The sequence below is a fragment of the Hymenobacter qilianensis genome (genome assembly GCF_014489555.1).
Taxonomy (GTDB): Bacteria; Bacteroidota; Bacteroidia; order Cytophagales; family Hymenobacteraceae; genus Hymenobacter; species Hymenobacter qilianensis.
Window position 1 is genome coordinate 2,363,064 of record NZ_CP060784.1, and the last position, 14,122, is coordinate 2,377,185.

10 protein-coding genes and 1 pseudogene are annotated in these 14,122 nt (G+C 54.2%); 3 read left to right on the plus strand and 8 right to left on the minus strand.

What is annotated here, in order from left to right; all coding sequences use genetic code 11:
* Positions 1-28: 28 nt before the first annotated feature.
* The 4 genes from H9L05_RS11025 to H9L05_RS11040 all read right to left on the minus strand — a co-directional run bounded on the left by H9L05_RS11025 (position 29) and on the right by H9L05_RS11040 (position 3,215).
* Positions 29-742 (minus strand): OmpA family protein, encoded by a 714-nt coding sequence (locus tag H9L05_RS11025; RefSeq protein ID WP_187731052.1) that lies wholly within the window; start codon positions 740-742, stop codon positions 29-31.
* Complete coding sequence (locus H9L05_RS11030) at positions 711-1,574, minus strand: TolB family protein (protein WP_187731053.1); 864 nt, start codon at positions 1,572-1,574, stop codon at positions 711-713. Before H9L05_RS11030 ends, H9L05_RS11025 begins: the two co-directional genes overlap by 32 nt.
* Before the next feature lie 19 nt (positions 1,575-1,593).
* The gene (locus H9L05_RS11035) at positions 1,594-2,061 is read right to left on the minus strand and encodes a tetratricopeptide repeat protein (protein ID WP_187731054.1); all 468 of its coding nucleotides are present in this window, start codon (positions 2,059-2,061) and stop codon (positions 1,594-1,596) included.
* A gap of 92 nt (positions 2,062-2,153) precedes the next feature.
* Positions 2,154-3,215, minus strand: coding sequence for a tetratricopeptide repeat protein (locus tag H9L05_RS11040; protein ID WP_187731055.1), 1,062 nt, complete (start codon positions 3,213-3,215; stop codon positions 2,154-2,156).
* 301 nt (positions 3,216-3,516) lie between these two features.
* Here H9L05_RS11040 and H9L05_RS11045 point away from each other — a divergent pair, with 301 nt between their 5' ends.
* Positions 3,517-3,939 carry a BrxA/BrxB family bacilliredoxin gene (locus H9L05_RS11045; RefSeq protein ID WP_133271769.1) on the plus strand — a complete coding sequence of 141 codons (423 nt, stop codon included), beginning with the start codon at positions 3,517-3,519 and terminating at the stop codon, positions 3,937-3,939.
* A gap of 85 nt (positions 3,940-4,024) precedes the next feature.
* Here the strand turns inward: H9L05_RS11045 and recQ are convergent.
* Positions 4,025-6,222 (minus strand): annotated as a pseudogene (recQ, locus tag H9L05_RS11050) (DNA helicase RecQ).
* Between the two features lie 248 nt (positions 6,223-6,470).
* Here recQ and H9L05_RS11055 point away from each other — a divergent pair.
* The gene (locus H9L05_RS11055) at positions 6,471-7,448 is read left to right on the plus strand and encodes a KpsF/GutQ family sugar-phosphate isomerase (protein WP_373285319.1); all 978 of its coding nucleotides are present in this window, start codon (positions 6,471-6,473) and stop codon (positions 7,446-7,448) included.
* Positions 7,449-7,586: 138 nt separating this feature from the next.
* A complete protein-coding gene (locus H9L05_RS11060; protein WP_187731057.1) occupies positions 7,587-8,675 on the plus strand; it encodes a mannose-1-phosphate guanylyltransferase in 1,089 nt (362 codons plus the stop codon).
* A gap of 112 nt (positions 8,676-8,787) precedes the next feature.
* Here H9L05_RS11060 and rlmB read toward each other — a convergent pair whose 3' ends face one another.
* From rlmB to H9L05_RS11075, 3 genes are all read right to left on the minus strand, one after another.
* Entirely contained in the window at positions 8,788-9,726 is a 939-nt protein-coding gene (rlmB, locus tag H9L05_RS11065) for a 23S rRNA (guanosine(2251)-2'-O)-methyltransferase RlmB (protein ID WP_223284366.1), read from the minus strand.
* Positions 9,687-10,904 (minus strand): GWxTD domain-containing protein, encoded by a 1,218-nt coding sequence (locus H9L05_RS11070; protein WP_187731058.1) that lies wholly within the window; start codon positions 10,902-10,904, stop codon positions 9,687-9,689. The genes rlmB and H9L05_RS11070 overlap by 40 nt, the downstream gene beginning before the upstream one ends.
* Positions 10,905-11,053: 149 nt before the next feature.
* On the minus strand, positions 11,054-14,041 hold the full coding sequence (locus H9L05_RS11075) for a glycosyltransferase family 117 protein (RefSeq protein WP_187731059.1): 2,988 nt from the start codon (positions 14,039-14,041) through the stop codon (positions 11,054-11,056).
* Between the last annotated feature and the right edge of the window lie 81 nt (positions 14,042-14,122).

Consider the following 14,122-nt stretch of genomic DNA (forward strand, 5'->3'; position numbering starts at 1 on the left):
GGGCTTTTTTTAAGAGATTCCTGTCAGGCTACTTACCTGTCACTTTAAACTCCGTGCGCCGGTTGAGCTGGCGGCCCGCTTTTGTGGCGTTTGGTGCCACTGGCTGCGCATCGCCATAGCCGGCGAAAGTCAGACGCGCTTTATCGATGCCTTTGCCCACCAAATAATCAACGACCGCCTTCGCCCGCCGCTGCGACAAGTCCTTGTTGTAAGCGCCTTGGCCTACGTTGTCGGTGTGGCCGCTGATTTCCAGGCGCAGGGCTGGTGCTTCGGTCAGTAGTTTCTGCAAACGCTCCAATTCACTGGTGCTTTCGCGCCGTAAGGTGGCCTTATCGAAGTCGAAGAAAATATTGTTGAGCACAACTTTAACGCCTACATCCAGCTTTTTGAGGCCAATATCTTTTACCACTTCGGCGTAAGCCGCGCCGGCTGGCAGATCAAAGTTTTCGGAGTGAAACAGGTAGCCCTCCTGACGCACCACAATGCCGTAGTTAACGCCCGAAGGAAGCGAAACCAGATAACGGCCCGACTGCGCATTGGCCAGAAAGGAAGCAATAACTTCGTTGCGCTGGTTATCGATTACCTCGATTGTGGCTTCCAGCGGTTGCTTTGTGACATCATCTGTCACCACACCTTTCAAAATAGTTACCTGAGCCGTGGCGATGGGCACCGGCGGCGCCAGCAGCGTCTCCTTTACTGGCTGTACCCGACTAGCCAGCAATTGGTCTTCCTGAGATAGCATGGGGGCTTTTCAGGGCCCAGAAAAGTGATTTGGTAAATGTCTTTGCCCCCAGGCCTTCTTCACGAAAGCTGGAATAGTAGCCGTGGCGACCGGAAGCAGAGATTACAAAAAACACATCGTCGTCGGGGGTGTTGATGGGCCAGCCGAGGTTTTCGGGCGCGCTCCATTTGCCGTTTTCAAACACCGATTTAAAGATATCGTAGCCGCCCATCGAGTTATGACCCTCCGAGCTGAAGTACATTGTTTTGCCGTCGGGGTGCAGGAATACGCCTTCTTCGCCGTAGGGAGTATTGATAACGGAGCCCAGGTTCAGGGCCGGGCCGCGGCCTTCCAGCTCCACTTTGTAGATGTCGCGGCTGCCTAGTCCGCCTTCCTTGTCGCTCACGAAGTACAGGCTGCGTCCATCGGGCGTATAAGCCGCCGATGACTCGTGGCCTTTGCTGTTGATGCGGGCGCCCAAGCGCTGGGGCTTACGCCACTCCGCGCCGCGCAGGTTTGCTTCGTGCAGGTCGCCCCCGTTGTCTTCCACGTACACCAGCATACGCTGCCCGTCGGGCGCAAGCCCGACGGTGGCATCGTGGCCATCGGTGTTTATTGGCTCTTTTAGATTGCGGGCCACCGTCCACTTCTGGCCTGTGCGGGTGCTTTGGTAAATATCTTCGAAGAAGCCGCCGGTTTCAGGATCGGTCTGCTCTCCGGTCGAGTTGTCGCGGCGCGAGGTAAACATCAGCACCGATTCATCGGCCGAGATTACCGGACTGTAGTCAGCGTAGGGCGAGTTTATGGATGGGCCTGCGTTATCAATAAAAGCGCGGACGGGCTTTTTGCTCATTTTTTGCCCGTTCTCACACTCAGATATCTTCTTGCGAATATCTGCCAGGATGGGGCGGTGTTTTTGCCCCCGTAGCCGGCTGAGCGGCTTTGTATTCCGCAATGGCTTCCTGCCACTTTCCATTCAAGTGCAGGCCCCGACCCAGCAAATAATGAATGCGCGGATCAGCATCAGGGCTCAGCTTATACGACTTTTGCAGAAAGCTAAGCGCCCGCGGCTTGAAACCGGAGTGCAGGTAGCAATCGCCGATTTTAAGGTTCAGCTCCGCATTATCCGGGTTAAACTTCTGAGCAGCCAAGTAGTGAGGCAGGGCTTGCTCGTAGCGGGGCGGGTCCATCTCGTAGCTGCTGTCGCCTTCTTTTAGCTCGCGCAATGCCGCTTTCAGCCCTTCTTTATCGTCACCGAAACGGTCTTTGCTAAACTCAACGCTCTGCGCGTGCGCTGCTTGTCCGAAAAGCAGAAGGGTGAATAAAAATAGCTTATACATTATGGTACTGTATTATTCTGATGGGGTTTCCTCTGCGCTGGTCAGCGCTGGGGGGCTTTTATCGGCGTGTAGCTTGCGCTACCTGTCCTGCTTTATTCGCTGCCGCAGCCGGAGTTTGCTGCATAGCTGCTGGCGGCTTCTAAGCCAAGCTCGGCGGCTTTACGCCAGTCTTGGCAAGCGCCGGCCGCGTCGCGGATCATTTCGCGTGCGTGGCCGCGGTTGAGGTAGGCTTCCGCATATTGCGGGTTGAGACTAATAGCTTTTCCTGCATCTGCCGCCGCTTTTTTGTAGTCTTCCAGCTTGAGGTAGGCGGCGGCGCGATTATTCCAGGCAAAAGCATAGGAAGCGTCGAGGCTGATGGCTTTGCTGAAATCTTCGGCAGCTCCGCGGTAGTCGGCCGCCTCGTAGCGGGCGCTGCCGCGGTTGCTGTACGCAATGGCGTTATCTGTCTTTTTAGTCAGGTAGTCATTGTAATCAGCTAAGGCGCCTTTTAAGTCGCCGGCCCGTCGGCGCGTTGCTGCCCTATTCAGCAGTGCTGGAAGCAGGTCGGGCTGGAGGGTCAGGGCCTTTGTGTAGTCCTGAATGGCGGCCGTGAAGTTGCTGAGCTGCCGCTGTGCGCTAGCCCGATCGTGGTAGGCGTAAGCGTAGTTTGGATCAGCTTTCAACGCCTGATCAAAGTCGGTCTTGGCTGCTTGGTATTCGCCTTTTTCAAATCGCAATGCTCCCCGATAATACCAGGCCGGCGCAAAATTGGCTTTGGTGTCGGTGGCTTTTGTATAGTCTTGCTCGGCTTCAGCACGCTGGCCCATTGCTTCGCGGGCCTGGCCTCGCCCAAAGTAGGAGGTATGGCCCGTCGGCTCCAATCGGATGGCCGCGTCATAATCCTGCACAGCCTGCGAGTATTCTTTTAGTTCGTAGCGAGTAGTAGCACGATTATAATACGCCTTAGCGAAGTCGGGGCGGGCAGCCAGCGCTTTATCAAAATCCTGGATAGCAGCCTGGTAGCTCTTGCTGTTGTATTTCGTAACGCCACTGTTGTAAAGCTTCTCGGCAAGTTGGGCCGGCGGTAGCGTGCTGGCACGCACAGTGTCGACCTGAGCATGGGTAGTGCCAGCAATACCAGCCAGAATAAACAGTATATAGATGCGTAGCATGTTATTCAGTATAGATGATTTTCAGGTGTTAAATATAATTTTATTTGTTCAATAAGCCCTGTATATGGTTATTAACTTTATTTAATTGTATTAAATCAACAATAATTTGATTCGCGCTTAAACAAAAACGCTTTGTAAAGAGCACTGATAAGGTGCCACATGGTAAGCCACCGCTTTATTTAAATTTGATGGGGCGCAACCACTGTCATCCAATAATGGTTGTGCAGGCGGCGCCGAAGTTTGCGTATTTTTGCGCGGCCTTCGGGCCAATCAATTGATTTTCCATTTCAGCCTATATCTCATGGCATCATATCCCGAATACATGGTAGCTCCTATCCGCCAAGACCTTACGTCGGCCGGCTTCGAGCAGCTTATGACCCCCGAAGAAGTTGATTCAGTGCTCAACGAGCAGAGCGGCACCGTGCTGGTAGCCGTCAACTCGGTGTGTGGCTGCGCCGCTGCCAAAGCTCGCCCCGCCCTGAAAATGGCCTTAGCCAGCACCGACAAGAAGCCTGCGAAGCTGGTGACGGTATTTGCCGGCATGGAAACCGAAGCGGTGGAGAAAGCTCGTCAGCACATGCTGCCTTATCCGCCTTCTTCCCCTTGCATTGCCTTGTTTAAAGACGGCGAGCTGGTGCATATGATCGAGCGCTACCACATTGAAGGCAGCGACACGATGCGCATCGTAAATAACCTGCAAGGCGCGTTCGAAGAATATTGCTAGGTCTTTGATTCGGACCATACCGTTAGAAGAGCACAAAAAAGCCCCCAGATAAGTCTGGGGGCTTTTTTGTGGCTCAAGATGATAGTTAGTTGGCGTACTCGCTCAGGAATTTGATGCGCATGAGGCGCAGGTCTTCTTCCGTGTACTCGTCAGGCCCAAGCTCTTTCAGGGCTACGGCAATATTATCGGTATTCGACTGCAGGAAATAATCCGTGATTTCGGCCTGACGGTCGTGGTCCAGGATGCCGTCGATGTAGTAGTTGAGGTTAAGCTTGGTGCCGGCGTAGCAGATGTGCTCAATTTCCTCCATCAGCTCACGCATATCGATGCCTTTAGAAGAAGCAATTTCCTCCAAATCCATCTTCTTGTCGATTTGCTGAATGATGTAAATCTTGATTTTCGACTTGTTGACGGCCGATTTTACCACTACATCAGCCGCCGTCATGATGTCGTTATCCTCGACGTACTTCTGAATCAGCTGCAAAAAAGGCCCCCAAACTTCATGGCCTTGCCCTGACCAACGCCGCCCACGTGGGCGAGGTCGTCCATCTTGACGGGAAAGGTGGTGGCCATTTCCTTCAGCGATGGATCTTGGAACAAGACGTAAGGAGGCAGGTTTTTATCCTTCGCAATTTTCTTGCGCAGAGACTTCAGCATTTCAAACAATGCTTCGTCGTGGCCGGCGGCCTGTTGCACCTCCTCCTGTTGCTGCTCCTGCTGAACCTCCTCGTCGTAGTTGTGGTCCTTGGTGAGCTTGATTGGATGAGGGTTTTCGATGAATTCTTGACCTTTAGGACTCATTTTTACGACCCCAAAATTTTCAATATCCTTTTCTAAAAAGCCATTGAGCAGCACCTGACGGAGCACCGAGTGCCAGAAGGCAGCATCATGTTCTTTGCCTTGTCCATATACGTCCAATTTGTTGTGGCCGTAGCTTTCTACGTGTGCATTGTTCATGCCCATCAGCACCGTACCGATGTGCTCAAGGCCGAAACGCTCCTCCGTAAGCACCACCGCCTTGAGGGCCATCAACACTTCATCTTTGGCCTCAAAACGCTCCTTTGGGTGCTTGCAGTTGTCGCAGAAGCCGCAGTCTTTCTCAAACGACTCGCCGAAGTAGTGCAGCAGTTGCTTGCGCCGACATACCGCCGAATCAGCGTAGTTGGCCATTTCCTGAAGGAGCAGCTTGGAGTTGTCGCGCTCCGTAACGGGCTTGTCCTTGTTGAATTTCTCCAGCTTCACGATATCGTCGTAGCTGTAGAACATCAGGCAATTGCCTTCTAGGCCGTCGCGGCCGCCCCGGCCCGTTTCCTGGTAGTAGCCTTCTATGCTTTTGGGCGTGTCGTAGTGAATGACAAAACGCACATCGGGCTTATCGATGCCCATGCCGAAAGCGATAGTGGCCACAATCACATCGGCTTCCTCATTCAGAAACGCATCCTGATTGGCCATCCGTACCTGCGGATCGAGGCCAGCGTGGTAGGGCAGGGCCTTCACGTCGTTCACTCGGAGCAGCTCCGCAATTTCCTCCACCTTCTTACGCGAGAGGCAATACACAATGCCTGCTTTGCCTTTGTGCTGCTTCACGTACTGAATCAGCTGCTTCTTGGTGTTGTGCTTCGGCCGGACTTCGTAGTAGAGATTGGTACGATTGAACGAGGTTTTGAACACCGAAGCGTCGTCCATTTGCAGGTTTTTCTGGATATCCAACTGCACTTTGGGCGTGGCCGTGGCCGTGAGCGCAATGATGGGCACATTTGCCCCCAGGTTGTCGATGATGCCGCGAATCTTGCGGTACTCGGGCCGGAAATCGTGGCCCCACTCCGAAATGCAGTGCGCTTCGTCGATGGCTACGAATGAAATGGTAGCCTTTTGCAGGAAGTCAATGGTTTCGTCCTTGGTAAGCGACTCAGGAGCAACGTACAGCAGGCGCACCTCACCACTGATTACATCTTTTTTGACCCGATTAATTTCTGATTTTGATAGCGTTGAGTTCAGAAACTGCGCATTCACGCCAAAAGCATTCAGCTGATCGACCTGATTTTTCATCAAGGCAATCAAGGGCGAAATCACGATGGCGGTGCCCGGCAACACCAGCGCCGGCAACTGGTAACAGAGCGACTTCCCCGCCCCAGTTGGCATGATAACGAAGGTGTTATGTCCGTCGATGACGTTCTGGATGACGGCTTCCTGGGTGCCGCGGAACTGGCCGTACCCGAAAACTTCCTTTAACTTGCCTTTCAGATCAGCCGTGGGCGCTGTTACTTGTTTTAGGGCTGGCATGGTCTCTCTCACTTACTCGGTTGTGGATTGCGAACAGGAGTACAACACCGCTTGTTGAACTCTCAATCTAATGGTTTTTTGGTATTTATCTAAACAGTAGTTGGTTGCTATCCAATTAAATACAGCGCTGAAGCAACGATATACGCCATGAAATAAGCAACACGACCAACCTAGGGCTTGAAACCAACAACGGGATGAACAACCAACTACTCGGTACCGATTACCCGGTACCGACTATCAAATTTAGATTGAAACCACAGAACGAACTCAACTCAATTGCAAAAAAAGTACTCCATGAAGAGGCAAGCGCTATTCAGGGCGTAGCAGATGCCTTGGATAGGACGCCTGATTTTGCACTATGCATAGAATCAATTCTATCTTTGCGTGGTAGAGTAGTGGTAACTGGCATCGGGAAAAGCGCCCACATCGCGGCCAAAATTGTCGCTACGCTGAACTCTACGGGTACTCCGGCCCTGTTTATGCACGCCGCCGACGCTATTCATGGCGACCTGGGCATGATTCAAGCAGAAGATTTTGTCATTGCCATCAGTAAAAGCGGCGACACGCCGGAAATAAAAGTATTGGTGCCCTTACTGAAGCGCAAAGGTGTACCCCTGGCCGCCTTAGTTGCCAATGCCGATTCTTACTTAGCTGTGCAGGCCAACTATGTGCTGCACGCGCCTGTTACCCGCGAGGCCTGCCCCCACAATTTGGCCCCCACAACTAGTACAACCGCCGCGCTGGCTCTGGGCGATGCCTTGGCAGTATGTCTGCTGGAGTCACGGGAGTTCACCTCGGCCGACTTTGCCAGGCTGCATCCGGGTGGCACTCTCGGAAAGAAGCTCTACCTGAAGGTAGGCGACTTAAGCAGGCAGAATCAGGCGCCACAAGTGCTGGAAAATGCCCCCCTGCGCGAAATCATCCTGGAAATATCGGGCAAGCGACTGGGTGCAACGGCTGTGCTCAGCGAGGGTGACCAGCGCCTGTTGGGTATCATTACCGATGGCGACCTGCGGCGGATGCTCACCAACTTCACTAATCTGGAAGATGTTCGAGCGCACAACATCCTCACGCCGTCGCCTATTACTATTGATATTGAAGACTTTGCTGCCGAAGCGCTGGCTCGCATGCAGAAGCGCAATATCACGCAGCTCATTGTGACAGATGCTGGACGGTTTAGCGGCTTTATCCACCTCCACGATTTACTGCGCGAAGGCTTGGTATAGAAAGAAGAAAGCCACGTTTGCAACTGCGTTTTAGCCCGCAGGTTTTGGCCAGATTCATGCAGAAGGGGCGCAACCCTGAAATATTTCGGACCTTCGCTTCTGATCTTACTTTAACCCGGCTTCGGTGAGGCCTGCTCTATGACTCAAAATACGTATCTCGTCGTGATGGCGGGCGGCATCGGTAGCCGCTTTTGGCCCTTTAGCCGCACGAATCATCCCAAACAGTTTCACGATGTAATGGGAGTCGGTCGGTCGATGCTGCAGCTTACTGTAGATCGGTTTACCGGAATTTGCCCCCTAGAGAATGTTTTTGTAGTAACCAACCGCGATTATAGCGAGTTGGTGCAGCAGCACTTGCCTGATTTGCCCCCCGACCAGATTTTGGGCGAGCCAATTGGCCGAAACACGGCGCCCTGCATTGCCTACGCCAGCTACCGCATCGCGCAGCGCGACCCAAAAGCAGTCATCATCGTAACGCCCGCGGACCATGCCGTGCAGCGTGAGGAGGAGTTTCGGGGCATCATCAGCCAGGCTGTGGCAAGCGCCCGCGCCCAGGATATTCTCATCACGCTCGGCATTCAGCCTTCCCGCCCCGATACTGGCTACGGCTACATTCAGTTTATTGATGGCGACCAGAGCGAGCTGTATGGCAGCCTGCGGAAGGTGAAAACCTTCACCGAAAAGCCAAATCTGGAGCTGGCGAAGATGTTTGTGAATAGCGGTGACTTCCTGTGGAACTCCGGCTTATTTATCTGGCGGGCCGAAGTGATTTTGCAGGCTTTCCATCAATACCTCGGCGACATTGCGGAGGTGTTTGATGAAGGGCTCGATCAGCTGGGAACCAGTAAGGAAGCAGATTTTATTACTAATGCATATTCCCGCTGCCGCAACATCAGCATCGACTACGGCATCATGGAAAAGGCCGACAACGTGTACGTGCTGCCCGCCGACTTCGGCTGGAGCGACCTAGGTACCTGGGATTCACTGCACCGCATCGGCCGGGGCGATGAGAATGGCAACGTGATAGATGGCGATGTCATTCTGTATGATACCCGCGAGTGCGTCATCAAAACGCCGTCTGAACGCCTGGTTGTAGTGCAGGGTTTGGAAGGCTATATCGTCGCTGAATACGATAACGTGTTGCTCATTTGCAAGCGCACGGAAGAGCAGCGAGTGAAAGAATTCGTGGCCGATGTCCGGGCCAAAAAAGGCAGCGGCTACAACTAAGTCATTTAACAATTAACAGGTTAGCGTTTGACTTGTCGATAACCAAAAAGCCCCCAGGATTTATCTGGGGGCTTTTTGGTTGATTACTACGTGGTTTAATAAATGATAATTGTTATTTATCAACTGACATAAGCCGTTGACGCAGCACTTCAAACAGCATAATGCCGCTGGCTACCGACACATTCAGGGAGCCAATTTGGCCAGCCATTGGAATGCGCACTTTATAGTCAGCCAGTCGCAAATATTCGGGCGAAATACCGTCCTCCTCGCTACCCATGAGCACTGCCACGGGGCCAGTAAAGTCTACACTGGCGGTTTCGAGGCTGGTATCGGCCTTTTCCGTACAGGCCACCACCTGCACGCCCGAATGTTGCAGAAAGCTGATGGTTTCCTTCAAATTAGGCTCCCGGCACACCGGAATTAGGTTTAAGGCGCCAGCAGAAGTTTTCAGCGCATCGCCATTGATTTGGGCAGCGCCCCGGCTGGGCACTACGATGGCGTGTACGCCCAAACACTCAGCATTACGGGCAATAGCTCCAAAGTTTCGCACATCGGTTACCCGATCAAGTAATAGGAGCAAGGGCGTTTTGCCTGCCTCAAATAAGCCCGCCAGAATACTGTCTAGGGGGGCGTAATCGATAGGGGAAACGAAGGCAACCGCGCCCTGGTGATTTTTGCGCGTCAGGTCGTTGAGCTTCTCCAGCGGCACCAGCGACACCGGAATCGTAGCGGCTTTGGCCAACTCCGTTATTTCCTGGGTAATGCTGTTTTTGGTGCCACGCAGCAGATAAATCTTCTCCAGCGTGCGCCCGGCACTCAGGGCTTCCTGGATAGGACGCAAGCCAAACAACATATCGATGCTGCGGTCGGCGGCGGGGCGGTGCGGATAGCGTGGCTTATAGTCAGGCTTGGATCCTGAGTTTCCGGAGCGGGCAGCCTCTGGCCGGTCACGGTCGCGGCGGGGCTCGTGGCGCGTACCGTTTTCATCGTAAAAGGTGCGGCGCTGCTCGTTCAGCGGGCGGGACGGGCGTTCGTCAGGGCTTTTCTCCATTGCTCCACGGCGGCATACCAAAGCATTTCGTGCTCGGGTCGGCGCACCAATTCATAGTGTTCGGGTGCAAAGGTACTGGGTTTGGCGCGGAACACATAAGTGCTGTTGCCCACGTCAGGCTGGCGGTAGATCCAGCGCTCTTCACTAGCTGTGCGGTACACCGCGTCGGGCGGCCCCATCACCACGTAAAGCATGCCCCGATCCGTCATCCAACCGGCTTTATAAGCGGAGAAAAGCTGGTTAGCGGCTGCCACCCGACCATAATACGTGCGAATGAGCTGACGGGCTCCGGCCTGCTGCCTGTTGGCTGCATTAAGCCAAAATTGGTCTACCGCTTTTTTGGGTGAAGGAGCATCATACAGTTTTTTGCGTTCAACGGACGATGTCAGGTAAATAAGCGGCTGAATCAAATCAGCAGCAGTAGTCAGCTCTGGGAAGTTATTCTCCTCGACTAATAAGCTGCTGGCCGGACCGCTTGAGCCACTATTGAGCAAATACAAACCGGCCCGCTGCAATGCCACCAGCTGCCCAGCCTGAAAGATGATAGAATCCTGAACCCCCAGAGTGCGCGGAGCCGGTGGCTGGGCTGCCGGATTGGTCATAGGGGGCAAAGCTGCGGTGAAATTGCTGGCATAGCGCCGCAGCAGCAAGGGTTGATCGAGGCCGAAGGTGCTAACTTCAAATGGCTCGCTGGCGTGAACATAGCGGCGCATGAGAGGAGCACCCATCGAATCGACGAGAATGAAGGGCCGTGCTAATCGCTCGACGGTGAGTAGGAGCCAGGCCTCGTCGCCCGTGTCGGCGGCGTTGGGGCCCGGTTGCAGACTTAGCACTTGCCCGGCCCGCAGTCGAGCCATCGGAACACAAAACTCAACCAGAGCCGCCGTGCCCACGCGTTTAGTATGCTTAGTAAGCTGACTTACTGAGTCTTGCCACACGGGCTGTTGAGCATCGTAGCTCGGCCACACCGCCATTCGCAGCGGCTGCCCCGACCCGACTACGCTCCCGTTAGGAAAACGCACATACAAACGCAAGCTATCGGCCTCACGCCGGGTATCGACTACTACCCGACGCGCCAGGCTATACTGGCCAGCAAAGTCGCGGCGGCTGGCGGCGGGCCTGCTGGCTATCAGGCAAACCCAAAAGCAGAGGAGTAGCAAGAAGGGGCGTTTGGTCATAGAGTATGGCGTATGCAGCCTTAAACGAATTTTACGGCTAGCCAGTAATTATAATTAATCGCTACTAAAAAAGCCCCCCAGTATACTGCTGGGGGGCTTTTTTACGGAAACGCGACTAGTCGAATCCCGAAAGCGAATTACCCTTTGCTTTATTGACGAGGATAATACTGATTCAGCAGTTCCACTGCCTTGGCTGCGCGTGCCTGATCCTTGATCTGCTCGGCGGCCTGATACACGCTTTGCAGGGTAAGCAGATTACTCTGAATTTCCATCTCAAACAGGCTGCCATTCGTGGTTGAGTAATAGGCCAGCGCCTGCTGCGCGCGATTGGTCATCGTGTCCAGAATATCGGTGGCTTTTTTCCGCTCACCTACGGCTACGAGCGGCCCTACAAATTGGGGCGTGTAGTAATCATACGGAATCGACGCATCAGGCATTACCGTGAAGGCCTTGTTCAGTATCTGCTTGGCTTTCACTTTGTCGCCGGCCTCTAAGTAAGCCTCAGTCAGGCGGGCAAACTTCTCCCGATAGTTAGCCGGGAAGCGCAGGCTGTTCTCGTCGTAGTAAACGTTGGGGTCGTTGAGGTTGCGGAAGGCAAACTTCTTCATCATGTTCTCAAACATGAGGTCTTTGGCCACATAGCCCTCGTTGCCGCGCGGGTCATAATTAGGGTCGCGGGCCGGCAAAATGCGATAAGCCATGCCTTCCAGCTGGAAGTAAGGTTGCAAGTTCATCATGTCGGAGGGCACGACGGTGCTGGAGAAGTAGATGGGCCGCTGCCAGTTGCTGGTGGCCAGCATATCCAGAATCACTAGGTTTTTCTTCTCGATGGCGCCGCCGCCCATGTCCCACTCCATGCGGGGCACAAGCTGCTTGCGGCGCTCCGCCGGAATAATGCCGGAGCGCATCACCGCGGCCGTATCGACGGGCAGGAAAAACTTCTTGGTAGGAAATGACAGCAGCGAACGGCCGCTCTGGGTTTGAACTTGCAGTAGGGGGCTATTTTCATCAACCAGCTGAATAAACTCCTTCAGATTGACCTGCTGCACAGCCGGATTTTCTACAAAAGGCAGATAATCGTTGGTGCCCTGCACGTAGTTCTGCGGCTTCATCGAAATAGGCAGCGGCTGCGACTTATAGGCGCGCCGACGCATCTGCTCGATGTACCAATCGGTGTTCAGATAGCTGAGTACCGCCACGCGCACATCCGTCCGGACGCCTTCCACCTCTTGCGCGTACCATAGCGGGAAGGTGTCATTGTCGCCGTTTGTGAACAGGATAGCATTCGGGGCCAGTGAGTTGAGCAGGTTCTTGGCCGAATCGACGGAGCTGTAACGGTCGGAGCGGTCGTGGTCGTCCCAACCTTGGGCGGCCATGATGCCGGGGGCCAAAAGGCCAAGTGCCAACGCTACGCCAGCCCGCACTGTATCGGCTTTGAGCACACTGCGCAGTAGCTCCGCCAAGCCAATCACACCCAGCCCAATCCAGATAGCAAAGGCATAAGTTGAGCCTGTGAAAGTGTAGTCACGCTCGCGCGGCTCAATAGGCGGCTGGTTCAGGTAAAGCACAATGGCTAAGCCCGTAAACAAGAACAAAAGGCCCACAATGAAGGCATTGCGGCCGTCACGCTGAGCGTGGAAGAACAAGCCTACTAGACCCAGAATCAGGGGAATAGCCAGGAAGTTGTTGTGCGCTTTGCTGCCACCAATACGCACGGGCAACTCACTTGCGCTAGCGCTGGTAGGCCACACTACGCCCGCCTGCTGCACGTCGCTTTCGCGGCCCACGAAATTCCAGAGGAAATAGCGCCAGTACATATGGCCCATCTGGTAGCGGAACAGGAAGCTCAGGTTCTGGCCCATCGTGGGCTTCACTTCCGGCTGCACATCAACCCACTTCTGATAGTAGCGGATATGGTCGGGCTGCGGGCTGTAGAGGCGCGGCAGCAGCATCTTGTCTTCAGGCCGATAGATCGTTTCAAGGCGACGTTCCGCAATTACATATTTGTCGCCCTCGCGCACGTAGCGCGGCGCACCTTCAATCTGATCAACGGGCTGAGCACTGAACTGCGGACCATAAAGCAAAGGCCGGTCGCCGTACTGCTCGCGCTTGAGGTAGCTCACAAAGGAGAGCACATCGTCGGGCTTGTTCTCGTCGATGGTGGGGTTGAAGCCCGAGCGAATCGGTACAATCAGATATGAGGAGTAGCCGATCAGAATAAACACGAACACCAGCATACCGGTGTTCACGAGCTGGCTGCCCTTGCGGAAGGAGTACCGGAAGCCAAAATAAATGATAGCCAGCAGCAGCAGGACGAAAATGATAACGCCCCAGTTGAAAGGAAGACCCACGCTGTTCACGAAGAACACCTCGAACGCACCAGCAATAGTTGGCAAGCCAGGAATGATACCCGCCAGAATGGACCCCACGATAACCATACTCACGACCAGCGTCAAAATGCCCCCCAGCAGGGTAGGATTGGCCGTGCGACGGTAGTAATAAATGAAACCCAGTGCCGGCAGCGCCAACAGGTTGAGCAAGTGGACGCCAATGGATAAGCCAATGATATAGGCAATCAGAATCAGCCACTTATCGGAATCAGCCTCGTGGGCGCGGTTTTCCCACTTCAGCATAATCCAGACAACCACCGCCGTACACAGCGACGACATAGCGTAAACCTCACCTTCCACGGCGTTAAACCAGAACGAATCGGAGAAGGCAAAAGCCAGCGCGCCCACAGCACCGGCCCCCAGAATCAGCAGGGTTTGGCCGAACGTTGGCTCCAGATTAGGCTCCAGGTTTGGTACGGCGCGGTGCATTACCAGCTTTTTGGCCAGCATGGTAATGGTCCAGAACAGGAAGAGCACCGTAAACGAGCTGCTCAGCGCCGATAGCGCATTGACCAGAACCGCCACCTTGGTGACATCGCCAAAAGAAAACAGGGAGAAAATGCGGCCCAGCAAAAGGAAGGTAGGGGCGCCCGGCGGGTGCGGTACGAGCAGCTTGTAGGAGCAGGCAATGAACTCGCCGCAGTCCCAGTAGCTGGCGGTGGGCTCCAGGGTAATCAGGTAAGTAAGTGTGGCAATGGCAAATACGAGCCAGCCAACGAGGTTATTCAGACTTTTATAACGGTGCATACTTGCTTGGTCAGAGAAGGGCCAAAAGTAGATAATAAATCCGGCGGTACCGCAGATTTGCCCCCCAGTTCGTTTCTGATC